General features: G+C 59.4%; 25 protein-coding genes. 16 read left to right on the top strand and 9 right to left on the bottom strand.

Annotation, left to right across the window (positions count from 1 at the left end):
- The first annotated feature begins 3 nt into the window (after window positions 1-3).
- Genes ACM6IR_RS05405 through ACM6IR_RS05395 form a run of 3 tightly spaced genes read left to right on the top strand, consistent with a single transcriptional unit; the run spans window position 4 to window position 3418 of the window.
- The gene (locus ACM6IR_RS05405) at window positions 4-1437 is read left to right on the top strand and encodes a CpaF family protein (protein ID WP_414906739.1); all 1434 of its coding nucleotides are present in this window, start codon (window positions 4-6) and stop codon (window positions 1435-1437) included.
- Complete coding sequence (locus tag ACM6IR_RS05400) at window positions 1434-2420, top strand: type II secretion system F family protein (protein ID WP_414906738.1); 987 nt, start codon at window positions 1434-1436, stop codon at window positions 2418-2420. Before ACM6IR_RS05405 ends, ACM6IR_RS05400 begins: the two co-directional genes overlap by 4 nt.
- Before the next feature lie 29 nt (window positions 2421-2449).
- Window positions 2450-3418 (top strand): type II secretion system F family protein, encoded by a 969-nt coding sequence (locus tag ACM6IR_RS05395; RefSeq protein WP_414906737.1) that lies wholly within the window; start codon window positions 2450-2452, stop codon window positions 3416-3418.
- Window positions 3419-3718: 300 nt separating this feature from the next.
- Here the strand turns inward: ACM6IR_RS05395 and ACM6IR_RS05390 are convergent, their stop codons facing one another.
- The 6 genes from ACM6IR_RS05390 to ACM6IR_RS05365 all read right to left on the bottom strand — a co-directional run bounded on the left by ACM6IR_RS05390 (window position 3719) and on the right by ACM6IR_RS05365 (window position 8828).
- Window positions 3719-3991 carry a DUF3613 domain-containing protein gene (locus ACM6IR_RS05390; RefSeq protein ID WP_414906736.1) on the bottom strand — a complete coding sequence of 91 codons (273 nt, stop codon included), beginning with the start codon at window positions 3989-3991 and terminating at the stop codon, window positions 3719-3721.
- 18 nt (window positions 3992-4009) lie between these two features.
- Window positions 4010-4720: a tetratricopeptide repeat protein gene (locus ACM6IR_RS05385; protein ID WP_414906735.1), complete on the bottom strand. Its 711-nt coding sequence runs from the start codon at window positions 4718-4720 to the stop codon at window positions 4010-4012.
- Between the two features lie 119 nt (window positions 4721-4839).
- Window positions 4840-6063 (bottom strand): type II and III secretion system protein family protein, encoded by a 1224-nt coding sequence (locus ACM6IR_RS05380; RefSeq protein ID WP_414906734.1) that lies wholly within the window; start codon window positions 6061-6063, stop codon window positions 4840-4842.
- Between the two features lie 641 nt (window positions 6064-6704).
- Window positions 6705-7346: a LysE family translocator gene (locus ACM6IR_RS05375; protein ID WP_414906733.1), complete on the bottom strand. Its 642-nt coding sequence runs from the start codon at window positions 7344-7346 to the stop codon at window positions 6705-6707.
- Window position 7347: 1 nt separating this feature from the next.
- Complete coding sequence (locus ACM6IR_RS05370; protein WP_414906732.1) at window positions 7348-8118, bottom strand: 2OG-Fe(II) oxygenase; 771 nt, start codon at window positions 8116-8118, stop codon at window positions 7348-7350.
- Window positions 8119-8201: 83 nt separating this feature from the next.
- Complete coding sequence (locus tag ACM6IR_RS05365; RefSeq protein ID WP_414906731.1) at window positions 8202-8828, bottom strand: alanyl-tRNA editing protein; 627 nt, start codon at window positions 8826-8828, stop codon at window positions 8202-8204.
- A gap of 91 nt (window positions 8829-8919) precedes the next feature.
- Between ACM6IR_RS05365 and ACM6IR_RS05360 the strand changes: the two genes are divergently transcribed.
- Window positions 8920-9918 (top strand): LysR family transcriptional regulator, encoded by a 999-nt coding sequence (locus ACM6IR_RS05360; RefSeq protein ID WP_414906730.1) that lies wholly within the window; start codon window positions 8920-8922, stop codon window positions 9916-9918.
- A gap of 152 nt (window positions 9919-10070) precedes the next feature.
- Here the strand turns inward: ACM6IR_RS05360 and ACM6IR_RS05355 are convergent, their stop codons facing one another.
- Together ACM6IR_RS05355 and ACM6IR_RS05350 are read right to left on the bottom strand one after the other, a co-directional pair.
- Window positions 10071-10478, bottom strand: coding sequence for a PA2817 family protein (locus ACM6IR_RS05355; protein ID WP_414906729.1), 408 nt, complete (start codon window positions 10476-10478; stop codon window positions 10071-10073).
- A gap of 74 nt (window positions 10479-10552) precedes the next feature.
- Window positions 10553-13000, bottom strand: coding sequence for an acyl-CoA dehydrogenase (locus ACM6IR_RS05350; protein ID WP_414906728.1), 2448 nt, complete (start codon window positions 12998-13000; stop codon window positions 10553-10555).
- 228 nt (window positions 13001-13228) lie between these two features.
- Here ACM6IR_RS05350 and ACM6IR_RS05345 point away from each other — a divergent pair, with 228 nt between their 5' ends.
- From ACM6IR_RS05345 to ACM6IR_RS05330, 4 genes are all read left to right on the top strand, one after another.
- Window positions 13229-13888, top strand: coding sequence for a transglutaminase-like domain-containing protein (locus ACM6IR_RS05345; RefSeq protein WP_414906727.1), 660 nt, complete (start codon window positions 13229-13231; stop codon window positions 13886-13888).
- A gap of 43 nt (window positions 13889-13931) precedes the next feature.
- Window positions 13932-14555: a glutathione S-transferase family protein gene (locus ACM6IR_RS05340; protein ID WP_414906726.1), complete on the top strand. Its 624-nt coding sequence runs from the start codon at window positions 13932-13934 to the stop codon at window positions 14553-14555.
- Window positions 14556-14688: 133 nt separating this feature from the next.
- Window positions 14689-15621 carry an ABC transporter ATP-binding protein gene (locus tag ACM6IR_RS05335; protein WP_414906725.1) on the top strand — a complete coding sequence of 311 codons (933 nt, stop codon included), beginning with the start codon at window positions 14689-14691 and terminating at the stop codon, window positions 15619-15621.
- On the top strand, window positions 15618-16397 hold the full coding sequence (locus ACM6IR_RS05330; protein WP_414906724.1) for an ABC transporter permease: 780 nt from the start codon (window positions 15618-15620) through the stop codon (window positions 16395-16397). The genes ACM6IR_RS05335 and ACM6IR_RS05330 overlap by 4 nt, the downstream gene beginning before the upstream one ends.
- A gap of 170 nt (window positions 16398-16567) precedes the next feature.
- Here the strand turns inward: ACM6IR_RS05330 and ACM6IR_RS05325 are convergent, their stop codons facing one another.
- Window positions 16568-17083 carry a DUF2062 domain-containing protein gene (locus ACM6IR_RS05325; protein WP_414906723.1) on the bottom strand — a complete coding sequence of 172 codons (516 nt, stop codon included), beginning with the start codon at window positions 17081-17083 and terminating at the stop codon, window positions 16568-16570.
- A gap of 135 nt (window positions 17084-17218) precedes the next feature.
- On the opposite strand from ACM6IR_RS05325, the gene ACM6IR_RS05320 reads away from it, so the two are divergent.
- From ACM6IR_RS05320 to murB, 8 genes are all read left to right on the top strand, one after another.
- Window positions 17219-19441, top strand: a complete 2223-nt coding sequence (locus ACM6IR_RS05320) for a DNA internalization-related competence protein ComEC/Rec2 (RefSeq protein WP_414906722.1) — start codon at window positions 17219-17221, stop codon at window positions 19439-19441.
- Between the two features lie 98 nt (window positions 19442-19539).
- A complete protein-coding gene (locus ACM6IR_RS05315; protein WP_414906721.1) occupies window positions 19540-20175 on the top strand; it encodes a MotA/TolQ/ExbB proton channel family protein in 636 nt (211 codons plus the stop codon).
- Complete coding sequence (locus tag ACM6IR_RS05310) at window positions 20172-20603, top strand: ExbD/TolR family protein (RefSeq protein WP_414906720.1); 432 nt, start codon at window positions 20172-20174, stop codon at window positions 20601-20603. The genes ACM6IR_RS05315 and ACM6IR_RS05310 overlap by 4 nt, the downstream gene beginning before the upstream one ends.
- The gene (gene lpxK / locus ACM6IR_RS05305; protein WP_414906719.1) at window positions 20603-21613 is read left to right on the top strand and encodes a tetraacyldisaccharide 4'-kinase; all 1011 of its coding nucleotides are present in this window, start codon (window positions 20603-20605) and stop codon (window positions 21611-21613) included. The genes ACM6IR_RS05310 and lpxK overlap by 1 nt, the downstream gene beginning before the upstream one ends.
- Window positions 21614-21638: 25 nt before the next feature.
- On the top strand, window positions 21639-21824 hold the full coding sequence (locus tag ACM6IR_RS05300; RefSeq protein WP_007945752.1) for a Trm112 family protein: 186 nt from the start codon (window positions 21639-21641) through the stop codon (window positions 21822-21824).
- Entirely contained in the window at window positions 21821-22585 is a 765-nt protein-coding gene (kdsB, locus tag ACM6IR_RS05295; protein WP_414906718.1) for a 3-deoxy-manno-octulosonate cytidylyltransferase, read from the top strand. Before ACM6IR_RS05300 ends, kdsB begins: the two co-directional genes overlap by 4 nt.
- A complete protein-coding gene (locus ACM6IR_RS05290) occupies window positions 22585-23049 on the top strand; it encodes a low molecular weight protein-tyrosine-phosphatase (protein WP_414906717.1) in 465 nt (154 codons plus the stop codon). Before kdsB ends, ACM6IR_RS05290 begins: the two co-directional genes overlap by 1 nt.
- A complete protein-coding gene (gene murB, locus ACM6IR_RS05285) occupies window positions 23046-24065 on the top strand; it encodes a UDP-N-acetylmuramate dehydrogenase (protein WP_414906716.1) in 1020 nt (339 codons plus the stop codon). Before ACM6IR_RS05290 ends, murB begins: the two co-directional genes overlap by 4 nt.
- Window positions 24066-24356 lie beyond the last annotated feature (291 nt).

Here is a 24356-nt window from a genome sequence, read left to right as displayed (position 1 = left end):
CCCATGATCAGCGACTTTCGTAACCGCTTGCGCAAACAGTCCGGTAAACCCGCCGCTGCCCAACCGGGCGACGATCTGCTGGATCCGGCAGAGGAAATAATGGCGTGGGAGCGTGCGGCACCGGACGTTCTTTACGAAACCAAAAGCCAGGTCACCCCGGTGGAGGCCGAGTGGCGGGAAAAGATCTACCAGCAGTTGCTCAAGGTCATGGACCTGTCCTTGCTGGACTCCCTTGAACAGGCCGAGGCCACGCGGCAGATTCGCGATATTTGTCTGCGCCTGCTCGATGAGCATTCGGCTCCGGTGAGTACCGTCAGTCGCCAGTTGATCATCAAGCAGATCACCGATGAGGTGCTCGGTCTGGGCCCTCTGGAACCGTTGCTGGCCGATCACAGCGTGTCCGACATTCTGGTCAACGGTTTTGCCTCGGTCTATGTCGAGCGCTTCGGCAAACTGCAACGGACCGATGTGCGCTTTCGCGATGATCAGCATTTGCTGAATATCATCGACCGCATCGTCTCCAATCTGGGGCGGCGTATCGACGAGTCCTCGCCGTTGGTGGATGCCCGGCTCAAGGACGGTTCGCGGGTCAACGCGATTATCCCGCCGCTGGCCATCGACGGTCCGAGCATGTCGATCCGGCGCTTTGCGGTGGACCTGCTCAATACCGACAGCCTGATCCAGGTGGGGACGTTGACCCCGGCCATTGCTTTGCTGCTCAAGGCGATTGTCCGTGGGCGATTGAACGTACTGATTTCCGGCGGTACCGGCAGCGGCAAAACCACCATGCTCAATGTGCTGTCCAGTTTCATTCCGCAAAACGAGCGGATCGTCACCATCGAAGACTCGGCCGAACTGCAACTGCAGCAGCCCCACGTGGTACGCCTGGAAACCCGGCCGTCGAATATCGAGGGGCGTGGCGAGGTGAGTCAGCGGGAGTTGGTGCGTAACAGCCTGCGGATGCGCCCGGACCGCATTGTGATCGGCGAAGTGCGCGGCGCCGAGGCGCTGGACATGCTGACGGCCATGAACACCGGCCACGACGGCTCATTGACCACGATCCACGCCAACACTGCGCGCGATGCGTTGGGGCGGGTCGAGAACATGGTGTCGATGACCGGGGCGACCTTCCCGATCAAGGCCATGCGTCAGCAGATCGCTTCGGCCATTGATGTGGTGATCCAGTTGGAACGTCAGGAGGACGGCAAGCGCCGGCTGGTCAGCGTGCAGGAGATCAATGGCATGGAGGGCGAGATCATCACCATGACCGAAATATTCTCCTTTGCGCGCCAAGGCATGGGCGAAAACGGCGAGGTGCTCGGCGATTATCGTCCCAGCGGCATGATCCCGGCCTTCCGCGATGTGCTGGCCAAGCGCGGTATCGAGTTGCCGCTGACGATGTTCAGGCCTGAGTGGATGGAGGCACGGCAGTCATGAGCCATATCCCTGGTGAATACATTCTGATCTTCCTCGGTATGGTGTTTATCGCTGTCTTCCTCCTGGCTCAGGGGGTGGCGGTGCCGGTGTTCGGCGAGGCTGGCAAGATGCGCAAGCGCATCCGCGGCCGCTTGCATGTATTGGAGAGGGCCAACAATCTGCCCAACATGCAAACGGTGTTGAGGCAGAAGTATCTGACACGTTTGTCGCCTCTGGAGGCCAGGCTTGAGCAGCTGCCTTTTATGAGGACATTGACGCAAATGATTGAGCAGTCCGGGCACGAATACCGGGCCTATCGGGTATTACTGCTCGCTCTGGTGCTTGGCATCTGGGCGGGTATCTTGATCTGGATGGTCTCGTCCATCTGGTGGATGGCGCTGGTGGCGGGTGTCGGGGTGTTCTCGTTACCCCTGCTGAAAATCTCTCGTGACCGTGGCAAACGTTTCGCCGCGTTTGAAGAGGGCCTGCCGGATGCGCTGGATGCCATGTGCCGGGCCTTGCGCGCCGGGCACCCGTTCAATGAGACCCTGCGTCTGGTAGCCGAGGAGCACAAGGGGCCAGTGGCTCAAGAGTTCGGCCTGACCTTCGCCGACATCAACTATGGCAACGATGTACGCCGGGCCATGCTCGGCCTGCTTGAGAGGATGCCGAGCATGACGGTGATGATGCTGGTGACCTCGATCCTCATCCATCGCGAGACCGGCGGTAATCTGACCGAGGTGCTGGAACGTTTGAGTTGTCTGATCCGAGGGCGCTTCCGTTTCCAGCGCAAGGTCAAAACCTTGTCGGCCGAAGGACGCATGTCAGCTTGGGTGCTGGTGGCCATTCCGTTTGTGTTGGCTGCGGTGATCCTGGTCACAACCCCCAGTTATATGCCTTTGCTGCTGAACGATCCGTTTGGCCACAAGTTGATCATCGGGGCTTTCGGCGCCATGTTGCTCGGGATTCTCTGGATCCGCAAAATCATCCGGATTCAGGTTTAAGCGGTATTCGTTTTGCGGAGGTGCAGGTCATGGACTATTTGCTCGGGTTGTTCAGTCGGGTGGTGGGCAATGCGGAGCTGGCGCGTATGTTGTTCGTCAGTGCTATCGGTTTAAGTGCGATGCTCGCGGCCGTTACCGTGGCGTTGCTGGTATTGGGGCTGCAGGATCCGGTGCAGCGTCGACTGGCGCTGATCAAGCGCGGTCATTCAGGGAATATCGCTGGGCAGGACGCACCGGGGAATCTGCAATTATTGCTGGAGCGAGTCGGCCAACGCTTTGGGTCGACTGGGACGGCTCATACGTCCGCCACCCAAACCCTGTTGATGCACGCCGGTTACCGCTCACCGTCGGCGGTACAGATGTACTGGGCGGTGCGCTTGCTGTTGCCGCTGATATCGGTTGGCATTGCACTGTTGTTGTTGCCGATGTTCTCCAGGGTTTCTCTGAATATGGGGTTGTTGCTGGTGTCTATTGCTGCTGCTGCCGGGTGGTTACTGCCAGCGATTTATGTCGAAAAGCGCAAGCAGGCTAGACAGGGCAGACTGCGTGCGGCCTTTCCGGACGCCCTGGACCTTATGGTGGTCTGTGTGGAGTCGGGTCTGGCATTGCCGCAGACCATTGAGCGGGTGGCTGAGGAAATGTCGGTCAGTCAGGTTGAACTGGCTGAGGAATTGGCGCTGGTCAACGCGCAAATCCGCGCCGGCATTCCCAGTACCGAAGCGCTCAAGCAACTGGCTGTACGCACCGGACTGGAGGAGATACAAGGGCTAGTCAGCCTGTTGGCGCAGAGTATCCGCTTCGGCACCAGCGTGGCTGATACCCTGCGCATCTATGCCGATGAGTTCCGTGACCGGCGTACGCAGGCCGCCGAAGAAGCAGGGGCGAAAATCGGTACCAAGCTGATATTCCCGTTGATTTTCTGTCTGTGGCCGAGCTTCTTTCTGGTAGCCGTTGGCCCCCCCCTGATCGGGGTGCTCAGAGCATTCGGGAAGCTTTGATATGAACAGGGGGCATGTGCTGTCGAGTCAGATGGCCTTGCCTCCTAAGCCTGATCTGCACGTCCTGCCATAAATCTACATCTTTCCTGAGCTGCCGAAGGCTGCGATCTTTTGCTTTTGATCTGTTGAGGCAATGAAATTGCCTGCCAGAAAAAGCAAAAGATCGCAGCCTTCGGCAGCTCCAGGGTAATCCGGCCAGGATTAGATAATTTCACTGCTTTCCTGCACACGACATTAAGCCCGGCTTTGCAGCCAGGCTACTCTGGACTACGCCAGAGGCTGATCACCCATCGACATGCCTCAGTTGTTGCCGCTAGGGACCTGTCCCCCGGTATCCTGTTTATAAAACTCCGGAATCGGGTAGTTGAAGCTGTTCAACCAGCGCTGCATGGCCAGGTCACGTTCGGTGGCCGAAGCGGTTTGCAGTTTAGGGGAGGCAACCACACCGCGAATCTGGAGCTGCATCCACTGTTCGGTGCCTTGTTGCTGCGGCGAAGAGGGGCCGGGTTCAATAGCCCAGGCAGTGGTAGACAGGCAAGCCATGCACACGATCAACAGCCTTTTGGTATTCATCTCGACTCCTCGTACGTTCTACTTGATCGCACTGGAAGAGGCATCGGCTACCTCAGTCCTGCGATTCCCCTCGGAAGCCACCACTTTTTTGGCGGAGGCCTTGAGCTTTTCCGCGCGGATTTGAGCCTCTGTGACTTGCTGAGGACTCAAGCTGGCGCGTGTCACAAGTTCGGAAGCCGCCTTCCAGTTATCCTGGTAGATCAGCAGCGTCACCATATTGAGTGCCGCCAGTGAATCTGACTGCTTGAGCTCCATGGAGGTCATAAACTCGAAGCGTGCTTCAGGGATCCGTCGCTGATTGAGGTAGACGACCCCCAGGTCATTGCGCATCCTGTCGTCAGTGGGGGCCATCTTCACCGCACGCTCAAGGTGAGTGGTAGCAGTGACGTAATCATTTTTGGCCGCGGCCAACTGGCCCAGACCATGTTCCCCATCAGCAGCCAGACAGGTGCCGAGCAGACTTTCGTACAACGGCCCCGCCTCGCTACGCCCCATCAAGCGCAGCACCCGAGCCTTGCGCAGGCGAACCTGGACCAGGTTATCGGGCAATCCTTCCAGATTCGCCAGGCTGGCATACAAACGGCCTTCGTTGGCCATGTTGTCGGCCAGGTTCAGGGCCAGTTCTTGATCTGAACCGGGCTTGGCACAGTTAGCCGGTCGCGAAGACAGGCCATTGCTGGCACAACCTGCGAGCATTATTGTCGCCGCTATTGCAATGACTGCTTTCATCGAATGTCCTCTGGCTACAACACGTTGAACGCTTGGCCAATGGCAATAAAGCTGGCCTGGCAAGTGTTCAAAGTCACCATTACGAGTCAGGGCAAGGCACGACTGGTTCAGGCTTCGGTTCATTGCGAGAGCCCGCTGCGACTGTCGAAGTCGCCATTTTCCAGGAAGAACATGCGGTAGAAGTTCGGGTCGTAATTGCGCAGTTGCTCGCCAGGCAATGACGGTAGTTGTGCATTGGCAGCCAGTGGCTGGACCAGATGGGGGGTGACGATCATCAACAGTTCGCGCTCTTCACGGTTGATGGTGTTGTCGCGGAAAAACGCGCCCAGAATCGGGATATCGCCCAACCCCGGAAACTTGTTCACCCGGGAATCGTTGTGGGTGCTGATCAAGCCGCTGATAACGAAGCTTTCGCCGTCGGCCAGGGAGATGCTGGTATCGGTACGGCGTATGGTCAGGGCCGGGACAATCGTGCCGGCGATGCTCACTGCGTTGCTGAAGTCCAGTTCACTGACTTCCGGCGCCACCTTCAGCGCGATACGGTTTTTCCCGACGATGGTCGGCGTCAGGGTCAGGCGGATACCGAACTCCTTGTACTCGATGGACACGTTATCGCTGCCTGAACTGGGCACCGGAATCGGTACTTCACCGCCGGCCAGGAAGCTCGCACTCTGCCCGCTGAGCGCTACCAGGCTTGGCCGCGCCAGGGTGTAGGCGAAACCACTGCCCTCCAGCGCGTTGAGCGCCACCAGGGTATTGCCGGTAGCAAAAGTGAGGTTGAAATTGTCGTTGTTCACTGGCAGCGCCGGCGTGACAATGCCGTTGATGGTGGGCAAGGTTCTCGGCGAGCCGAACAGGAAGTTGCCCCGGACGCCGAAAATCGAGGCGGAGGCTTCCTTGAGCTTGGTCCGGCTGACTTCAACGAAGCGGATATCGGTCTGCACCTGGCTCGGTAGCAGCGGGTCGTCGGAAGGTACCGACGACACGCTGGTCAGCGCCGACGTCGCTTTACCCTTGACGAACACCATGCCTTGGCGCGGTGTTTTCGAACAGGCGGTCCAGACCATCAGGCTGGTGGTCCCCGGCGCAATGCCCGTGAGTATGAACGCGTTGTTGCCGCTGGGTTGCACGTCGGCAATTTTCGGGTCACCCACCGCCAGTTTTGTTACCGGAACAGGGCTGCGCAGTTCACTCTGCAGCCCCTGACCGACCTCGAACGTAGTCGGCCAACTGTCCAGTTGCGGACAACTGTCCGTCGCGGCGTGAGCCGCATCCACGCTGAGGCCAATCCAGAACAGGCCATGGATAATTCGCTTTAAAGCGGGCACGGGACGAAGGCTCATTTAATACATCCTCACTGGATAGGCCATCTTTAGGCTGACTGATTTGTCACGGATCACTTCACGGGGACCGGACTATCCCCCCCAATGCGTCAGACCACTTGTCCATGGCCTTGGTGTTATTCCTTGCGTGCTACATATGAGCGGGCGCAATTCGCTGATCTGCCTGGACAGCGAGCGACCTTTGCTAAAACAGTTTTTAGTGATCCGGTTATCTGGACTGCCCGCCAGAGCGACGCTCGTGGCTATGGACGGTACTGTCCGTCGACCTGGCTCCCCTGGAAAGTAATCGGCAATGAAGGTACAGAGCCGGAAAACGCCCGACAGGATCATAGAGAGGTAACTCCTTTTGCCAATTCACCATCTGATCACTGAAGCTAACGTGGAAATTCGAGCCGTTATGACTTCTTATTGCTTGAAGGTAGTTCAATCAAACCAAAGTGCCATGATTTTTAAAAAAAACCGCGGGTGCAAAGGCTGGAGAAAGGCGGGCGGGCGAGCGGTGCGGGCAAGGTCATAGCGCAGTGTTGACGGGGTATGCTGTAAAGAAAAAAGGCCCGTCAGTCAGACTGAGCGGGCTTTTTCTTTTTGCGAAAAATTCAGGATCACCAATTTAATAAATGTGCTTGATGATCCCTGCGTATTTACATCGATAAAATCAATCGGCCCGCAAACAGGATCAGGATTACCCCCATACTCCGCTCGAACCAGTGCCCCAGGCGCATGAACAGCAACCGCACCCTGCTGCTGGAAAAGAACAGCGCAACGATGACAAACCACAGTGCGTTCACGAAACACATCCAGAGACCGTATAGTGCCTGAATCTTGAGCGGTGTCGTGGCGCTGATGATCGTGGTGAAGATCGCCAGGAAGAACAGTGTCGCCTTGGGGTTGGTGGCATTGGTCAGAAACCCGGTGGTGAATGCTTTTAGCAGTGTTTGCTCGACCCTCGGTTCGTCTGCATCTTTTTCACCCTCCGGCACCGATTTGGGTTGGCTGCGCAACAGGCTGACGCCGAGGTACAGAATGTAGGCGCCGCCCACGACCTTGGCCACGGTCAACAGCCAAGGCGTGGTGTGCATCAATGCGCCGACGCCGAGCAGGGTGTAAAGCACATGCACGGAAATGCCCGCACCGATGCCCAGTGCCGTACATATCCCCACCCATCGACCGAAACGCACGCTCTGGCGGATGGTGACCGCGAAGTCCGGTCCGGGTGCGACGACGGCCAGAAAGTGGATAGTCGCCAGCGCCAGGAACTCGCCCAGGTAATTTGAAAACTGCATCTCAACTCCAGAAGGTGAGGGGTGAAGCATTGCCGCGATAGCCGACAAAAAATGACAGGCTCAAGCGCGGATCGGCCACGCCCGGTGTCACCGAGTGCATGCGGCGTGAATTGAACATGATGAAATCTCCCGGATCTGGACGAATCTCCAGGGTCGGCGGGCCGAGCAGGGACGGATCGATGCCGTAACTGTCGCCGCGCATGTCATCGAACTGCTCCGGGGAAATATCGTCGTCCCACATCTGCAGCGCGCCGCCCTCGATTGGCATGTTCAGGTAAACATTGCAGGCGAACTGCGACTCCAGACTCCGCGCCTGGAAACTGTCCGGAGCATCCTTGGCGAAAATGTCGTGATGGGCCAGAAAGCACACTCCGGGTTTCACCACCCGGGAAAGCCTGACGTACATTTTGCGACCGTAGAGGTTTTCCAGATGCGCACCCGCCGGCCAGGACTCGTCGAGCATGCAGCGCAGGGTGTCGACCGGGGACGAGTAGGGCGCGCAACGGCTGCGCAATTCCGCGATGTTGCGCGTAGCACGCTCGAAGTAATCTTCGATCAGGAGCGGCTGGTTTTCCGCTTCATAAAACGCCATGCCGATGCGACCGATACTCGGTGCGTTGATGTAACCCTCGAAGCCAGGGGCGAGAATCTTGTCGCCGATCTGAACAGCCAGCGGCCGGGGCAGAAAGCCTTTGATGCGGATGGCGAGGATTTCTTCGTTGGCGAGTTTTTTTATGCACGTCTCATCGAGACGCTCGACGTCAAGCATCATGTCTTAGGTCCATCTATCAGAGAGTCAACGGAGCCCGCGAATGGGGGCTCCCCCGGCGTCAGGCGATGACATCGCCCAACTGTTCAGTCCATGCTGTAGTGGACTGACAGCGTTCCCTTCTTCTGTGAAAGCGACGCGATTGTGACCGTGCCCAAATCCTTCAGGCTACGTACATGGGTGCCGCCGCAGCCATAGGCGGGCAGCTCGCCGAAACCGATTTCCCGGGCGCCTTCGCGCAACGAGGTCAGACGCGGCAAGTCCTCGGCGATCCACTGCGCGATGCCGTGCTGGAGAGTCGTGCCATCAACCTCTTGTGCGCTGTCCGTCGGGTTGAACTGCACCCGACCTTCGCCCGGCCAGTGGTGAGCCTTGATCGGCATCCAGCCCATGGCCTGGACAAAGTGGCCGATCAGATGGCCGGCGGAATGCATGCGGGTATTGAACTGGCGACGTTGTTCATCGACCCGGATCGGGTTCATGCCGGGTTTCACCGGTTGATCGACGAAATGGATGATCCGGTCCGGGTCCTGTACCACACGCAGCACCTGGCTTTCGCCGATCCAACCGGTATCGCAGGGTTGCCCGCCGCCCTGGGGATGGAACAACGTGGCCCGCAGCACCACGGCAAACTCGTTCTCATGGGGCGTGCACTCCAGGACTTCCACGTTGGCCTTGAGGTCATCACTATGGAAAAAGAGGCGGAGCGTCATATTCCATGCCCTTATCAGAATTTCTGTTTTTTATTATATGAAGGGTGGAATTGCGTGATAATCCGTTCAAACTTCAAAGGACTGTTGCGCTGTGAGCATAAATCTTCCACTGCCGCTGCTCGGTGAAATGGCGATTTTCGTCAAGGTTGTCGAAACCGGCAGCTTCTCCGAGGCCGCGCGCCAGCTCGGCGCTTCCCCCTCGGCGGTCAGTCGCAGCATCTCCCGTCTGGAGAAGGCACTCGCCACCCGTCTGCTGCAACGAACGACGCGCAAACTGCGCTTGAGCGATGGTGGCGAGGAAGTGTTCAAGCGTTGCCAGGAAATGGTCAGCGCGGCCAAATCGGTGATGGAAATCAGCGGCCAGTTCAGCCAGGAAGCGGAAGGGCTGATACGTGTAAGCGTGCCGAAGGCGGTGGGGCGCTTCGTGATACATCCGCATATGCCCGAATTTCTTCGGCGTTATCCCAAGGTGGATGTGGAGTTGATGCTCGAAGACCGTCAGGTGGATTTGATTGACGACAATGTCGACCTGGCGATTCGCATTACTGATCGGCCACCCGCCGGGCTGGTAGGGCGGCAATTGCTGACCATCGACCATATGCTCTGTGCCACGCCGCAGTACCTGGCCGATCACGGCACGCCGACCCATCCCCATGATTTGCTCAATCACAGTTGCATTTACCTGGGCGAAACCCCGAGCGATGCTCGCTGGAAATTCAAGAAAGGCACCAAAGCCGTGACGGTCGGTGTGCGCGGGCGTTATGCCGCCAATCACACCGGCGTCCGATTGGGCGCGGTGTTGCAACACATCGGCATCGGCAGCCTGCCGTATTTCACCGCGCGTTATGCACTGGAGCAGGGCTTGATCGTGCAGGTGCTGCCGGACTGGACCTTCCTGGCTTCCTACCACGGCGGCGCCTGGTTGCTGCATTCGCCGACCCGATATTTGCCGCCGAAGTTGCGGGTGTTTATCGATTATCTGGTGGAATGCCTGGAGAAGGAGCCGACCTTGAGTAAGCCGGGCAAGCCAACTGCATTGGGCAAGGTCGCGGCGCAATATGAGTTGCCCGAGAGTGACGGGTTGCTCTAAAGGGCCTCATCGCGAGCAAGCTCGCTCCCACAGTGGATCTGTGGTGTTCACAACCCTAATGTGGGAGCGAGCCTGCTCGCGAATGCATCACCGGCAACAAAAAAAAGCCCGCATGTTCAACCATGCGGGCCTTTTGTATTTCTGATCGAAGATCAGTGCTTGCTGTCTTCGTTCGACATCGCCAGCAGTTGTTTTTCCTGATTCCAGTCGAATGGTTCGTCATTCTGTTCGGCTTCGAAACGACGTTCCTCCAGCGCCTGATACAGGTTGATTTCATCATCGGGCATGTAGTGCAGGCAGTCACCGGCGAAGTACCACAGCAAGTCGCGCGGGACCAGGTGGGCGATTTGCGGATAGCGGGCGATCACCTGGCACAGAATGTCCTGGCCCAGGTATTGGCTTTCGATCGGGTCGACCGGCAGCAATGCACGCAGTTCATCGAAGCGCTCCAGGAACAAGGCATGGCTTTCTTCGGGAACCTGATCGGCCTCACCTACGGCGACCAGGATGCTGCGCAGGTGGTCGAGCAAAACGAGATGATCGGCAACGATGTTGGACACGAGATAAGTCCTCAAGAGCAAAACGGGCGCAGGAGTATAAAGCTCCTGCGCCCGTTTTTACATGGTAGAGAAGATCAGCGGACCTTTCCTTGCGCCAGCGCCAACGCCTCTTTGTCGAAATCGTCGACGTCGATCACCTTGCGTCGCGCCGCTTCCGCCTCACGCAGGGTCTGCGCTTCCCTGGGTTGTAACACGCCAGCCTCAAGCGCTGCGTCGATGAGATGTTCCCCGGCAGCCGGTTTGACCTGTCCACTTTTGAGTCCCAAATGCAGCTTTTTCTGCAATGGCTGCGCCGCGTTCAACAAGTCACAAGCGTGCTGCAGGGCGCCGACGGCGTCATCGCTCGATTGCGGACGGTAGCAACCACCCAGCAACTCCTCCAGGGCCGGATCGCCCTTGGCGCGGCCGATCACTGCAGCCACTTCGACGCCGAGTGTGTCCGACGGTCCTTTGTGGCGGCGACCAAACGGGAACACGATCACCCGCAACAGGCAACCCAGCACCTTGTTCGGGAAGTTGCTCAGCAATTCATCCAGTGCACGTTCGGACTGCCCCAGGCTTTCTTCCATGGCCCAGGTAAACAGCGGTGTCATGTGATCCGCAGAGTCGAGGTCGTGGTAACGCTTGAGCGCCGCCGAAGCCAGGTACATGTTGCTGAGCACATCCCCCAGGCGTGCCGATAAACGTTCGCGGCGTTTCAGTTCACCGCCCAGCATCATCATGCTCAGGTCGGCGAGCAGGGCGAACGCAGCAGCCTGACGGTTGAGGGCACGGAAGTAGCCCTGGCTGAGCTTGTTGCCCGGCGTATGCTCCAGGTGTCCGAAACCGAGGTTCAGCACCAGGGTGCTGGCGGCATTACCCACCGCGAAACCGATGTGCTTGAGCATTAGGTCATCGAACTCGGTGAGTGCCTGATCCCTGTCCTCGCGATCTGCGAGGGCCATTTCCTTGAGCACGAACGGATGGCAGCGAATCGCGCCTTGGCCGAAGATCATCAGGTTGCGCGAAAGAATGTTCGCGCCTTCCACGGTGATGAAGATCGGCGCGCCATTCCAGCTGCGCCCGAGGTAGTTGTTCGGCCCCATGATGATCGCCTTGCCGCCATGCACATCCATCGCGTGGCTGATGCATTCGCGACCACGCTCGGTGAGGTGGTACTTGAGAATCGCCGACAGCACCGACGGTTTCTCCCCCAGGTCCACGGCATTGGCGGTCAGCATTCGCGCGGCGTCCATCATCCAGGCGTTGCCGCCGATACGCGCCATGGCCTCCTGAATGCCTTCGAAAGCAGCGAGTGGAACGTTGAACTGCTCGCGTATCTGCGCGTATTGACCGGTCACCAGGCTGGTGAACTTCGCCGCGCCAGTGCCGACCGCCGGCAGCGAAATCGAACGCCCGACCGACAGGCAATTCATCAGCATCATCCAGCCTTTTCCGAGCATTTCCTGGCCGCCAATGAGGAAGTCCAGCGGCACGAATACGTCCTTGCCCGAGTTCGGGCCGTTCATGAACGCAGCACCCAGTGGCAGATGACGGCGACCGATTTCAACGCCCGCGGTGTCCGTCGGGATCAGCGCCAGACTGATGCCCAGGTCTTCGTTGTCACCCAGCAAGTGGTCTGGGTCGTAGGCCTTGAAGGCCAGGCCGAGGAGGGTAGCCACCGGGCCCAGCGTGATGTAGCGCTTTTCCCAGTTCAGGCGCAGGCCGAGGGTTTCCTTGCCTTGCCATTCACCTTTGCAGATCACCCCGGTGTCGGGCATGGAGCTGGCGTCGGAGCCCGCGAGTGGGCCGGTCAGGCCGAAGCACGGGATGTCGTCACCGCGTGCCAGTCGTGGCAGGTAATGGTTGCGTTGTTCTTCAGTGCCATAGTGCAGCAACAGGTCTGCCGGGCCGAGGGAGTTAGGCACCATCACGGTGGACGCGAGGTCGCCGCTGCGAGTCGCCAGTTTCATCGCGACCTGCGAGTGGGCGTAGGCAGAAAAGCCCTTGCCGCCGTACTCCTTGGGAATGATCAGGGCGAAGAAGCCGTTTTCCTTGATGTAGCTCCAGGCTTCGGCCGGCAGGTCCATGGTTTGGCCGATCTGCCAGTCGCTGACCATGGCACACAGCTCTTCGGTCGGGCCATCGATAAAGGCCTGTTCCTCTTCGCTCAGGTGCGCTTTGGGATAGGACAGCAGTTTGTCCCAGTCCGGGCGGCCGCTGAACAGTTCGCCGTCCCACCACACCGTGCCTGCCTCGATGGCTTCGCGCTCGGTTTGCGACATGGGCGGCAGGGTTTTCTGAAACCAGTTGAACAAAGGCGCACTGAAAAATTTGCGGCGCAGGTCGGGCAGCAACAATGGCGCTGCGACCGCCGCGATCAACACCCAGAAAATCAGCAGCAGCCAACCCGGTGCGCGGCTGAAGGCACCCATCGCAACGACATAGACAGCAACGATCCCCAGCGCGGGCAGTGGGGAGATGCGGCGGTGGGCCAGATAGGCTATCCCGACAACCAGAACCAGTATCCACAACAACAGCATATTTAATCCTCCGTGAACCAGGGCAAAACCAACCTTCAGAGCTTAGACGGCATCCGCAAAACAGGGTGGTCAGAGCGATGTGTTTGAATTCGTGGGAAACCTTGGATGAAGCGGACCTCGGAAAGCGTTGGTAGTGCGGGCGACAAAGCGGCCATATTTGGCCGAAACGCCGTTATCTCTGTGCTGAACCTGTCGCTAGACTCGTGGCTTCCCCAGGAGATTGTTCTCATGCTCGAGTATCTGAGTCCCGGCCGCTTCATCGATAGTGACCATCCGTCAGTGGTGGAGTTCGCCGAAAAACATCGCGGCGCCAGTCGCAACCCGATTGAACAGGCGACCAGTCTCTATTACGCAGTGCGTGAGGCCGTGCGTTACAACCCGTACACGTTCAGCCGCGATCCGGACACATTGCGTGGCAGTTATGCACTGACCACCGGGGAAAGTTATTGCGTGCCCAAAGCCACGCTGCTGGCCGGGTGCGCCCGGCATTGCGCGATTCCCGCGCGGATCGGCCTGGCGGACGTACGCAATCATTTATCGACGCCGCGCCTGCTCGAATTGCTCAAGAGCGACGTGTTCGCCATGCACGGTTACACCGAGCTGTATCTGGGCGGCCGCTGGGTCAAGGCCACCCCGGCGTTCAATCAAGGTTTGTGCGAACTGTTCAATGTCGCGCCGCTGGAATTCGACGGGATCAACGACAGTGTGTTTCACCCTTTCAATCGAGACGGCGAAAAACTGATGGAGTACCTGGTCGACCACGGCCAGTTCAGCGACGTACCCGAAGCGTTCTTTTTCGAGCACCTTGAAAAGTGCTATCCGCATCTGTTCAGCGAGCAACTGCCGCCGCTGCCGGGTGATATGCAGAGCGATTTGAGTCGCGCCTGATCCGGCGTATGCTGCCTGCGCATTCATCCATAAAGAGGCGGTCATGCTGAAGATTTGGGGTCGGAAAAATTCGTCGAATGTCAGAAAGCCTTTGTGGGCTGCCGAAGAGCTGGGCCTGGCCTATGAAGCCATCAATGCGGGCGGCGCCTTTGGCGTGGTCGATACGCCTGATTACCGAGCGATGAACCCCAATGGTCGTGTGCCGGTGATTGAAGACGACGGCTTCGTGCTGTGGGAGTCCAACACCATCGTGCGTTACCTGATGGCCGTCCACGCCGGCGGCACTGCCTGGTACCCGACCGATCTGAAGGCCCGCGCCTCGGCCGAGAAATGGATGGACTGGACCACTTCAAGTTTCGCCGGCCCGTTTCGCACCGTGTTCTGGGGCGTGTTGCGCACGCCGGCAGACAAGCAGGACTGGCCGGCCATTCACGCCGCGATCAAGGAGTGCGACGAGCTACTGGCCATGGCCGATCAGGCGCTCGCGACCAAACCGTACCTGTCCGGCGATGACATCGGCATGGGCGACATCCCCTTGGGCAGTTTCATTTATGCCTGGTTCGAGATGCCGATCGAGCGCGCGCCACAGCCCCATCTGGAGGCTTGGTACGCACGGCTTAAGCTGCGTCCGGCGTATCAGAAAGCCGTCATGACCGCGTTGACTTAATACTCACTATCGACACACTTGACTGTACTTGTGGGGCGGCGACAAGCACCATTGCGCTCGTGCGCCGCGGTTGCATTGTGCGCCGCTCGCCCTTATTGATCCCTTTCTTCCCTTCTTGGTGCGTAAATCCGATATGAGTTCCGCTCTGTCCATCCGGCAGCTAACCAAAACCTACGGCAACGGTTTCCAGGCCCTGAGTGGTATCGATCTGGACGTCGCCGAAGGTGACTTTTTCGCCTTGCTCGGCCCTAACGGCGCCGGCAAATCCACGACCATCGGCATTCTCTCGACCCTGGTGAACAAGACCAGCGGAACGGTGAATATCTTCGGTCACGACCTGGACAAGGATCCTGCGGGACTCAAGCGCTGTATCGGCGTGGTGCCTCAGGAATTCAACTTCAACCAGTTCGAAAAAACCTTCGATATCGTGGTGACCCAGGCGGGTTACTACGGCATCCCGCCGAAAATCGCCAAGGAACGCGCCGAGCAATATCTGACCCAGCTGGGTTTGTGGGACAAGCGCGATGTGCCGTCGCGTTCGCTGTCCGGTGGCATGAAGCGTCGACTGATGATCGCCCGTGCGCTGGTTCATCAACCGCGCTTGCTGATCCTCGATGAACCGACGGCGGGCGTGGACATCGAACTGCGTCGCTCGATGTGGACCTTCCTCACCGAGCTGAACAAGAAAGGCATCACTATCATCCTTACCACGCACTACCTGGAAGAGGCTGAGCAGTTGTGCCGCAACATCGGCATCATCGACCACGGCACCATCGTCGAGAACACCAGCATGAAGCAGTTGCTCAGCCAACTGCATGTGGAAACTTTCCTGCTCGACCTCAAGAACACCCTGAGCGCGGCGCCGCAGTTGCTTGGCTACCCGACGAAGCTGCTCGACAGTCACACCCTTGAAGTTCAGGTCGATAAGGCCATGGGCATCACCGCGCTGTTCACCCAGTTGGCGCAGCAGAACATCGAAGTGCTGAGCCTGCGTAACAAAACCAATCGCCTCGAGGAGCTGTTCGTGTCCCTGGTGGAGAAAAATCTGTCGAAGGTGGCGTTATGAGTTCCGAGCTGCAACCCAACCTCGTTGCCCTCAATACCATCGTTTACCGCGAGGTTCGGCGCTTTACCCGAATCTGGCCGCAGACGCTGCTGCCGCCAGCCATCACCATGGTTCTGTATTTCGTGATCTTCGGCAATCTGATTGGTCGGCAGATTGGTGGTATGGGCGGCTTCACGTACATGGAGTACATCGTGCCGGGGCTGATCATGATGTCGGTGATCACCAACTCCTACGGCAACGTGGTCTCGAGTTTCTTTGGCAGCAAGTTCCAGCGCTCCATCGAAGAGTTGATGGTGTCGCCGGTATCGCCGCACACGATTCTGATCGGTTACACCCTGGGCGGTGTGTTGCGCGGGTTGATGGTCGGGATCATCGTCACACTGCTGTCGCTGTTCTTCACCCATTTGCAGGTGCATCACCTGGGCGTGACCCTGCTGGTGGTGGTGCTGACGGCAACGATTTTTTCGCTGCTAGGTTTTATCAATGCGGTGTTTGCGCGCAACTTCGATGACATTTCGATTATCCCGACTTTTGTGCTGACGCCGCTGACGTACCTGGGTGGGGTGTTCTACTCGATTACTTTGCTGCCACCGTTCTGGCAGACCGTGTCCCTGGCTAACCCGGTGCTGCATATGGTCAATGCTTTCCGTTACGGCATTCTTGGGGTTTCGGACATCAAGATCAGTGTGGCGATCACCTTTATGCTGGTGGCGACGGTGGCGCTTTACATTGGGTGCGCGAGGTTGCTGGTCAGTGGGCGTGGGATGCGTACGTAATAACGGTCGCGTCGCCTGCATCGCGAGCAAGCTCGCTCCCACAGGGAACTGTGTCGATCACAAATAATGTGGGCAGCACCAATCTACTGTGGGAGCGAGCTTGCTCGCGATGGCGTCAGTACTGACAGCGCAAAAAAACGGCCTCCTGAAATGAAGGCCGTTTTGCATTCTCACATCCGGTTTTTCTTGCGCCGTTTCCATTGCCGCCCCACCCACCAGCGCCAATACAGCATGGTCAGGCAATAGGCGAGGGCACCGAGTACCAGTCCCGTCACCACTGAACCGAGCAACAACGGCTGCCACAACGTAGAGAGTTCACCGCTGATCCATTCCCAGGTCAGTTCGTCCGGCAGATGACGGGCGGGGACGTCCATCATCCAGGCGCCGGTCTGGTACGTGCAGTAGAACACCGCCGGCATGGTGATCGGATTGGTCAGCCAGACCAGGCTCACCGCAATCGGCAGGTTGCCGCGCACCATGATCGCAAGGATGGCAGCCACTAGCATTTGCAACGGGATCGGCAGGAACGCTGCGAACAAACCGACCGCCATGGCCCGGGCGACGGAGTGGCGATTAAGGTGCCAAAGGTTCGGGTCATGCAGCAGGCTGCCGAGAAAACGTAAGGATTTGTGTTCCCTGATGCTCGTCGGGTCTGGCATGTAGCGTTTGAATAAGCGCCGGGGCATAAGGCTTCTCGGTCGGTTAAGGCGACAAGTATGTCTGGATTCTATAAGGCGCCCATTCAGACTTTGTGACAATTAATAACGACAGCTGTGCAATGAGCCGGCTACGCCTAGGGAGGGACTCTCAAGGATGGGCGTATGCGCACGGGGATGATGGCGCTGGCGTTGGGTCTGTTGGCCTTGCGTTTTTTGCCGGTATTACCACCGGTCTGGTTGTGGCTGTTGCTGCCGGTAGCCGGTTTGATGTTGCTGCCGTTCAGGACTTATCCGTTGGCGTTTTTCCTGTTCGGCTTCAGTTGGGCGTGCGCGAATGCGCAGTGGGCGCTGGACGATCGGCTGCAGGTGAGTCTCGATGGCGAAACCCGTTGGGTCGAAGGTCGGGTGGTGGGATTGCCGCAGAACAACGACGGGGTTGTACGTTTTGAATTGGCAGGCGCTCGGTCGCGGCAGGCAAAGGTGCCGCAACTGATGCGCCTGGTCTGGTATGACGGACCGCCCGTCAACAGTGGCGAGCGGTGGCGGCTGGCAGTGAAATTGAAGCGGCCGGCGGGCCTGCTCAATCCGCAGGCTTTCGATTACGACGCCTGGCTGCTGGCGCAACGCATCGGCGCTACCGGGACCGTCAAGGATGGACAGCGACTGACCGAGGCTCGATGGGCCTGGCGCGACGGCATTCGCCAACGCTTGCAGGCCGTTGATGCCCAGGGGCGAACGGGGGCGCTGGCGGCGTTGGTGCTGGGGGATGGCACCGGGCTCAGTCGCGAGGACTGGCAGGTGTTGCAAGACACCGGCACCGTGCACCTGCTGGTGATTTCCGGGCAGCACATCGGTTTGCTCGCGGGACTGGTGTATCTGTTGATCGCCGGGGCGGCCCGGTATGGTCTGTGGCCGAACCGTTTGCCTTGGCTGCCTTGGGCGTGTGGTCTGGCATTCTCTGCGGCACTCGGTTACGGGCTGCTGGCCGGGTTTGAGGTGCCGGTGCGCCGGGCCTGCGTGATGATCGGTCTGATGCTGTTATGGCGCCTCAGATTTCGTCACCTCGGCGCCTGGTGGCCGCTGTTGTTGGCGCTTGATGGTGTGTTGTTGCTGGACCCGCTGGCGAGTTTACAACCGGGGTTCTGGTTATCTTTTGCAGCGGTGGCGGTGCTGATTTTCACCTTCGGCGGTCGGCTGGGCCCTTGGCGCTGGTGGCAAACCTGGACGCGCGCGCAATGGCTGATCGCAATCGGACTGTGTCCGTTGTTATTGGTGCTCGGGTTACCGATCAGCATCAGCGGGCCGGCGGCCAATCTGCTGGCAGTGCCCTGGATCAGTCTGGTGGTATTGCCGCCAGCCTTGCTCGGGACGCTGTTGTTGCCAGTGCCTTACGTGGGTGAAGGGTTACTGTGGCTGGCGGGTGGCCTGATCGATGGGCTGTTCAAGGGCCTGGCTTTGATGGCCGGTGAATTGCCGGCGTGGGTGCCAGTGGCAGTGCCGTGGTGGATCTGGGCGCTCGGCGCGCTGGGGGCGCTTCTATTATTGCTACCGCGAGGCGTACCGCTGCGGCCGCTGGGGTGGCCATTGTTGCTGTTGCTGGTTTTTCCACCGCGCGAATCCATGCCGCCAGGCATTGCCGAAGTATGGCAGCTGGATGTTGGCCAGGGGTTGGCCATCCTGGTGCGCACTCGCCATCACACCTTGCTGTATGACGCCGGGCCGCGCTTCGGTGATTTCGACCAGGGGGCGCGGGTGGTGCTGCCGTCGTTGCGTAAGCTGGGCGTGGAAGCACTCGACCTGATGCTGATCAGCCACGCCGACGCCGATCATGCCGGCGGTGCCCTGGCGGTCGCCAATGGCCTGGCGGTAAAACGAGTGCGCAGTGGCGATCCACTGGCCTTGCCGCTCGAATTGCGAGCCGAGGCCTGTGAGAGCGGCGAGCAATGGGCCTGGGACAATGTGCGGTTCGAACTCTGGCAATGGTCTTCCGCCACCGACAGCAATCAGAAGTCCTGCGTCCTGCAAATCGAAGCCAGTGGCGAGCGATTGCTGCTGACCGGTGACATCGACAGCGCCGCCGAGCGAGCCTTGCTCGACAGTCCACTGGCCGTGTCTACCGATTGGTTGCAGGCGCCGCACCACGGCAGTCGGAGTTCGTCGTCCATGGCGCTGCTTAATAGATTGCGACCCAAAGCAGTGCTGATCTCCCGCAGCCGGGGCAACGCCTTTGGCCATCCCCATCCCACGGTGATCGCTCGGTATCAAAAACGCGGCATGGCGATCTACGACAGCGCCGAGCAGGGTGCCATCCGTCTGCAGCTTGGGCACTTCACTCCACCCTCGACGATGCGTCTGGAACGGCGTTTCTGGCGTTCGGCGCAATAACCTTGAGTGATTAATGCCCGACCGGATGCGACATCACGGTCTTCGGTGCGCCGACCCCCTATGTTAGAGTGGCGCACTTTTTCGAGGGGACTGTCACTGTGTGGGAATTGGTCAAATCCGGCGGCTGGATGATGCTGCCGATCATTCTGAGTTCCATCGCGGCCATGGCGATCGTCGCCGAGCGTCTCTGGACCCTGCGAGCCAGCCGTGTGACCCCGGATCACTTGCTCGGACAGGTCTGGGTGTGGATCAAGGACAAGCAACTCAATAAAGAAAAACTCAAGGAACTGCGCGCCAACTCGCCGTTGGGCGAAATCCTCGCCGCAGGCCTGGCCAACTCCAAGCATGGTCGCGAGATCATGAAAGAGTGCATCGAAGAGGCCGCCGCCCGGGTCATCCACGAACTGGAGCGTTACATCAACGCCCTGGGCACCATCGCCGCCATGGCCCCGCTGCTCGGCTTGCTCGGGACAGTCCTGGGCATGATCGATATCTTCAGTTCGTTCATGGGCACGGGCATGGCCACCAACGCCGCAGTGCTGGCCGGTGGTATTTCCAAAGCCTTGATCACCACGGCTTCGGGCCTGATCGTCGGTATCCCGTCGGTATTCTTCCACCGGTTCCTGCAACGGCGCATCGACGAGCTGGTGGTGGGGATGGAGCAGGAAGCCATCAAGCTGGTTGAAGTGGTGCAGGGCGACCGTGACGTTGATCTGGCTGAGGGCAAAGCGTGAAATTCCGCCGCAAGCAACGGGAGAACGTGGACATCAATCTCGTGTCGCTGATCGACGTGGTGTTTGTCCTGCTGCTGTTTTTCGTTGTGACCACCACTTTTACCCGTGAAACCCAGCTGCGCGTCGAGCTGCCGGAGGCGGTCAGCGGCTCGCCTGCCGAAGATCCGCAGGTCAAGCAACTCGACATCGCCATCAACGCCGAAGGTACGTTCTCGGTGAACAACCAGGTATTGCCGAAGAATGACCTGGCCACGCTCATGGAGGCGCTGAAAAAGGAGTCCAGCGGCGACACTAACCTGCCGTTGTCCATCAGCGCTGACGGCAAGACCCAGCATCAATCAGTCATCACCGCCATGGACGCCGCCGGCAAGCTCGGCTTCAGCCACCTGCGCATGACCACTGTCGAGGCGGCACCGCCCGCACCCTGATGGCCATCTCCGATCGCTTCCTCGCCGCTTGGTACGAAGGTCATCCGGCCCTGAAGCTGTTGCAGCCACTGGAATGGCTGTACCGGCGCGTGGTCATGGGTAAGCGCAAGCGTTTTCTGGCGGGTGAGGGCGAGATCTATCAGCCCCCCGTGCCGTTGATCGTGGTCGGCAACATCACAGTGGGCGGCACCGGCAAGACGCCGTTGATTCTGTGGATGATCGAACACTGTCAGCGCAGCGGCTTGCGGGTGGGTGTGGTCAGCCGCGGTTACGGCGCCAAACCGCCGCAATTGCCGTGGCGCGTCGAGTCGGATCAAAGTGCCGATATCGCAGGCGACGAGCCGCTGTTGATCGTCCAGCGTACCGGCGTGCCGTTGATGATCGACCCGGACCGCAGCCGCGCGGTCAAAGCATTGCTGGCGAGCGAGCCACTGGACTTGATCCTCTCCGACGACGGCATGCAGCATTACCGTCTGGCCCGAGACCTTGAACTGGTGCTGATCGACGCTGCCCGTGGCCTGGGCAACCGGCATTGCCTGCCTGCCGGGCCGTTGCGTGAGCCGGTTGAGCGTCTGCAAAGCGTCGATGCGGTGCTCTACAACGGTGCCACGGCCGATCGCGGTGATGGTTTTGCCTTCCAGCTACAACCCACGGCACTGATCAATCTGCACAGTGGCGAACGACGTCCCCTCGATCACTTCCCCGCAGGCCAGGCGCTGCATGCGGTGGCCGGCATTGGCAATCCGCAACGTTTCTTCACAACCCTCGAAACGCTACACTGGCAGCCAGTCCCGCATGCATTTGCCGACCACGCCGAGTACAGCGTCCAGGCCTTGAATTTCACCCCGTCATTGCCATTGGTGATGACCGAAAAGGACGCGGTGAAGTGCCGTGCCTTCGCCGCCGCCGATTGGTGGTACCTGGCGGTCGATGCTGCGCCATCACCGGCCTTCGTGGCCTGGTTCGATACGCAGCTGATGCGACTGCTGCCGGATCGTCTTTTGCCTTAAATCCGTTTTTACCAAGGGAATGCTCATGGACACCAAATTGCTCGACATCCTCGCTTGTCCGGTCTGCAAAGGCCCGCTCAAGCTTAGCGCTGACAAAACCGAGCTGATCAGCAAGGGCGCCGGCCTGGCTTACCCGATTCGCGACGGCATCCCGGTGATGCTCGAAACCGAAGCCCGCACCCTGACCACCGACGAGCGTCTGGATAAATGACCACAGCCTTTACCGTCGTCATTCCGTCGCGTTACGCGTCTACCCGTCTGCCGGGCAAGCCACTGCTGTTGATCGCCGGCAAGCCAATGATCCAGCATGTCTGGGAACAGGCGAGCAAAAGCAACGCCCAACGCGTGGTGGTCGCCACTGACGATGCGCGCATCGTCGAGGCTTGCAACGGGTTTGGTGCCGAAGTGGTGCTGACTCGCGAAGATCACAATTCCGGCACCGATCGTTTAGCCGAAGTGGCCGAAAAACTCGGTCTGGCGCCTGACGCCATTGTGGTCAACGTCCAGGGTGACGAACCGTTGATTCCGCCGAGTGTGATCAACCAAGTCGCCGCCAACCTGGCCGCCCACACCGAAGCCCGCATGGCCACCCTGGCCGAGCCGATCGAAGACGTGGAAACCCTGTTCAACACCAACGTAGTCAAGGTCGTCAGCGACCTCAACGGCCTGGCGCTGACGTTCAGTCGCGCAACCTTGCCTTGGGCGCGGGACGCGTTTGCCAACAATCGCGAGGTGCTGCCGGAAGGCGTGCCATACCGCCGCCACATTGGCATCTATGCCTATCGCGCCGGTTTCCTGCATGACTTCGTCAGCTGGGGTCCGTGCTGGCTGGAAAACATCGAATCACTGGAACAACTGCGGGCCCTGTGGCACGGCGTACGCATTCACGTGGCCGATGCACTGATCGCGCCGCCCACCGGTGTCGATACCATCGAAGACCTTGAGCGCGTTCGTCGCCTGCTGGAGGCCTGATGCGGGTTCTGTTCGTGTGCATGGGCAACATCTGCCGTTCTCCCACGGCCGAAGGTGTGCTGCGGCACAAATTGCGCGAAGCGGGGCTGGCCGATCAAATCGAAGTCGCCTCGGCTGGTACCGGTGACTGGCATGTCGGCAAGGCGCCGGACGAGCGCAGCCAGGCCGCGGCCGAACGGCGGGGTTACGACCTGTCCGCCCAGCGCGCCCAGCAAGTGGATCGCGCCGATTTCGACACCTACGACCTGATCCTGGCAATGGATAACAGTAACCTGCGCCACCTCAAGGCCCTGCAACCGGCCAAGGGCAAGGCCGAGCTGGACCTGTTTCTGCGTCGGTGCCAGTTGAACATCGAAGAAGTACCGGACCCGTATTACGACAGCGAACACGGCTTCGAGCAGGTGCTGGACCTGATTGAGCACGCCAGCGATTTGCTGGTGATCGAACTGAAGGGACGGCTATGAGTTTGCAGATTCGGCCTCAGGTGTCGCTCAAGCCGTTCAACAGCTTTGGCGTGGACGTGCAGGCGCGGTTGTTTGCCGAGGCCCACAGTGACGCCGATGTGCGCGAAGCCCTGGCCTATGCGACGGAACACGACGTGCCGCTGCTGGTGATCGGCGGTGGCAGCAACTTGCTGCTGACGGCCGATATCCAGTCGCTGGTGCTACGCATGGCCACTCGCGGGATTCGCATCCTCAGCGATGATGGCAGCAAGGTGGTGATTGAAGCCGAGGCTGGAGAGCCTTGGCATCCATTCGTGCAATACACGCTGGCGCAGGGTTTGTCGGGCCTGGAAAACCTCAGCCTGATCCCCGGCACCGTGGGCGCGGCACCGATGCAGAACATCGGCGCCTACGGTGTGGAAATCAAAGACGTGTTCGCCGGCCTGACTGCTCTTGATCGTCAGAATGGCGAACCGCGCGACTTCAGCCTGGAGGAATGCAACTTCGCCTACCGCGACAGCCTGTTCAAACAGGAGCCGGGGCGCTGGTTGATTCTGCGGGTTCGTTTCAACCTCGACCGTGCCGCGCACCTGCACCTCGAATATGGCCCGGTGCGCCAGCGCCTGACCGAGCAAGGCATCGATCATCCGACCGCCACCGACGTCAGCCAGGCGATTTGCAGCATCCGCAACGAAAAGCTCCCCGACCCTGCCGTGCTCGGCAATGCCGGCAGCTTCTTCAAAAATCCGTTGGTGTCAGCGGCGCTGGTCGCGCAGCTCAAAGGCGAATACCCGGACGTGGTGGCTTACGCGCAACCCGACGGGCAGATGAAGCTGGCCGCCGGCTGGCTGATCGAACGGGCAGGGTGGAAAGGTTTCCGTGAAGCCGACGCCGGCGTGCATAAGTTGCAGGCGCTGGTGCTGGTCAACTACGGTGGCGCCACCGGCCTGCAATTGCTGAGCCTGGCGCAACGGATCCAGAAAGACATTTTGGATCGTTTCCATGTTGAACTGGAAATGGAGCCCAATCAGTATTGAAGCTACGCTTTAAAGACTGACCTCCAAGCCCTGCACACTTGCACTGTGCAGGGCTTTTTTGTTAATCCCGAGTTAACTTAGCCACCTGACGATCAAGCATTTGCTTCACTAAAGGCCCGGTGCAGACCTTATCGTCCGCATAAGAGAGCCTCATTAGCCTGAGCCGATCTGCGTGATGCCAACCGCCACCCCCCAGGCGGCAGATTGCTCGACCCCATGACTTACCAATATGCGGGCGTGCCCATGATTACCCTGAAGCTCAACGGTCAAGACCATCAACTCGACGTCACG

The sequence above is a fragment of the Pseudomonas sp. IT-P253 genome (genome assembly GCF_949768125.1).
In the GTDB taxonomy this organism is placed as follows: domain Bacteria; phylum Pseudomonadota; class Gammaproteobacteria; order Pseudomonadales; family Pseudomonadaceae; genus Aquipseudomonas.
This window is presented reverse-complemented; position numbering and strand designations above follow the sequence as displayed.

Excerpts from the sequence above, each read along its gene's own strand:
- ACM6IR_RS05405 (WP_414906739.1), top strand. The coding sequence starts at position 4 with ATGATCAGCGACTTTCGTAACCGCTTGCGCAAACAGTCCGGTAAACCC.
- ACM6IR_RS05400 (WP_414906738.1), top strand. The coding sequence starts at position 1,434 with ATGAGCCATATCCCTGGTGAATACATTCTGATCTTCCTCGGTATGGTG.
- ACM6IR_RS05395 (WP_414906737.1), top strand. The coding sequence starts at position 2,450 with ATGGACTATTTGCTCGGGTTGTTCAGTCGGGTGGTGGGCAATGCGGAG.
- ACM6IR_RS05390 (WP_414906736.1), bottom strand. The coding sequence starts at position 3,991 with ATGAATACCAAAAGGCTGTTGATCGTGTGCATGGCTTGCCTGTCTACC.
- ACM6IR_RS05385 (WP_414906735.1), bottom strand. The coding sequence starts at position 4,720 with ATGAAAGCAGTCATTGCAATAGCGGCGACAATAATGCTCGCAGGTTGT.
- ACM6IR_RS05380 (WP_414906734.1), bottom strand. The coding sequence starts at position 6,063 with ATGAGCCTTCGTCCCGTGCCCGCTTTAAAGCGAATTATCCATGGCCTG.
- ACM6IR_RS05375 (WP_414906733.1), bottom strand. The coding sequence starts at position 7,346 with ATGCAGTTTTCAAATTACCTGGGCGAGTTCCTGGCGCTGGCGACTATC.
- ACM6IR_RS05370 (WP_414906732.1), bottom strand. The coding sequence starts at position 8,118 with ATGATGCTTGACGTCGAGCGTCTCGATGAGACGTGCATAAAAAAACTC.
- ACM6IR_RS05365 (WP_414906731.1), bottom strand. The coding sequence starts at position 8,828 with ATGACGCTCCGCCTCTTTTTCCATAGTGATGACCTCAAGGCCAACGTG.
- ACM6IR_RS05350 (WP_414906728.1), bottom strand. The coding sequence starts at position 13,000 with ATGCTGTTGTTGTGGATACTGGTTCTGGTTGTCGGGATAGCCTATCTG.
- ACM6IR_RS05345 (WP_414906727.1), top strand. The coding sequence starts at position 13,229 with ATGCTCGAGTATCTGAGTCCCGGCCGCTTCATCGATAGTGACCATCCG.
- ACM6IR_RS05340 (WP_414906726.1), top strand. The coding sequence starts at position 13,932 with ATGCTGAAGATTTGGGGTCGGAAAAATTCGTCGAATGTCAGAAAGCCT.
- ACM6IR_RS05335 (WP_414906725.1), top strand. The coding sequence starts at position 14,689 with ATGAGTTCCGCTCTGTCCATCCGGCAGCTAACCAAAACCTACGGCAAC.
- ACM6IR_RS05330 (WP_414906724.1), top strand. The coding sequence starts at position 15,618 with ATGAGTTCCGAGCTGCAACCCAACCTCGTTGCCCTCAATACCATCGTT.
- ACM6IR_RS05325 (WP_414906723.1), bottom strand. The coding sequence starts at position 17,083 with ATGCCCCGGCGCTTATTCAAACGCTACATGCCAGACCCGACGAGCATC.
- ACM6IR_RS05320 (WP_414906722.1), top strand. The coding sequence starts at position 17,219 with ATGCGCACGGGGATGATGGCGCTGGCGTTGGGTCTGTTGGCCTTGCGT.
- lpxK (WP_414906719.1), top strand. The coding sequence starts at position 20,603 with ATGGCCATCTCCGATCGCTTCCTCGCCGCTTGGTACGAAGGTCATCCG.
- ACM6IR_RS05300 (WP_007945752.1), top strand. The coding sequence starts at position 21,639 with ATGGACACCAAATTGCTCGACATCCTCGCTTGTCCGGTCTGCAAAGGC.
- kdsB (WP_414906718.1), top strand. The coding sequence starts at position 21,821 with ATGACCACAGCCTTTACCGTCGTCATTCCGTCGCGTTACGCGTCTACC.
- ACM6IR_RS05290 (WP_414906717.1), top strand. The coding sequence starts at position 22,585 with ATGCGGGTTCTGTTCGTGTGCATGGGCAACATCTGCCGTTCTCCCACG.
- murB (WP_414906716.1), top strand. The coding sequence starts at position 23,046 with ATGAGTTTGCAGATTCGGCCTCAGGTGTCGCTCAAGCCGTTCAACAGC.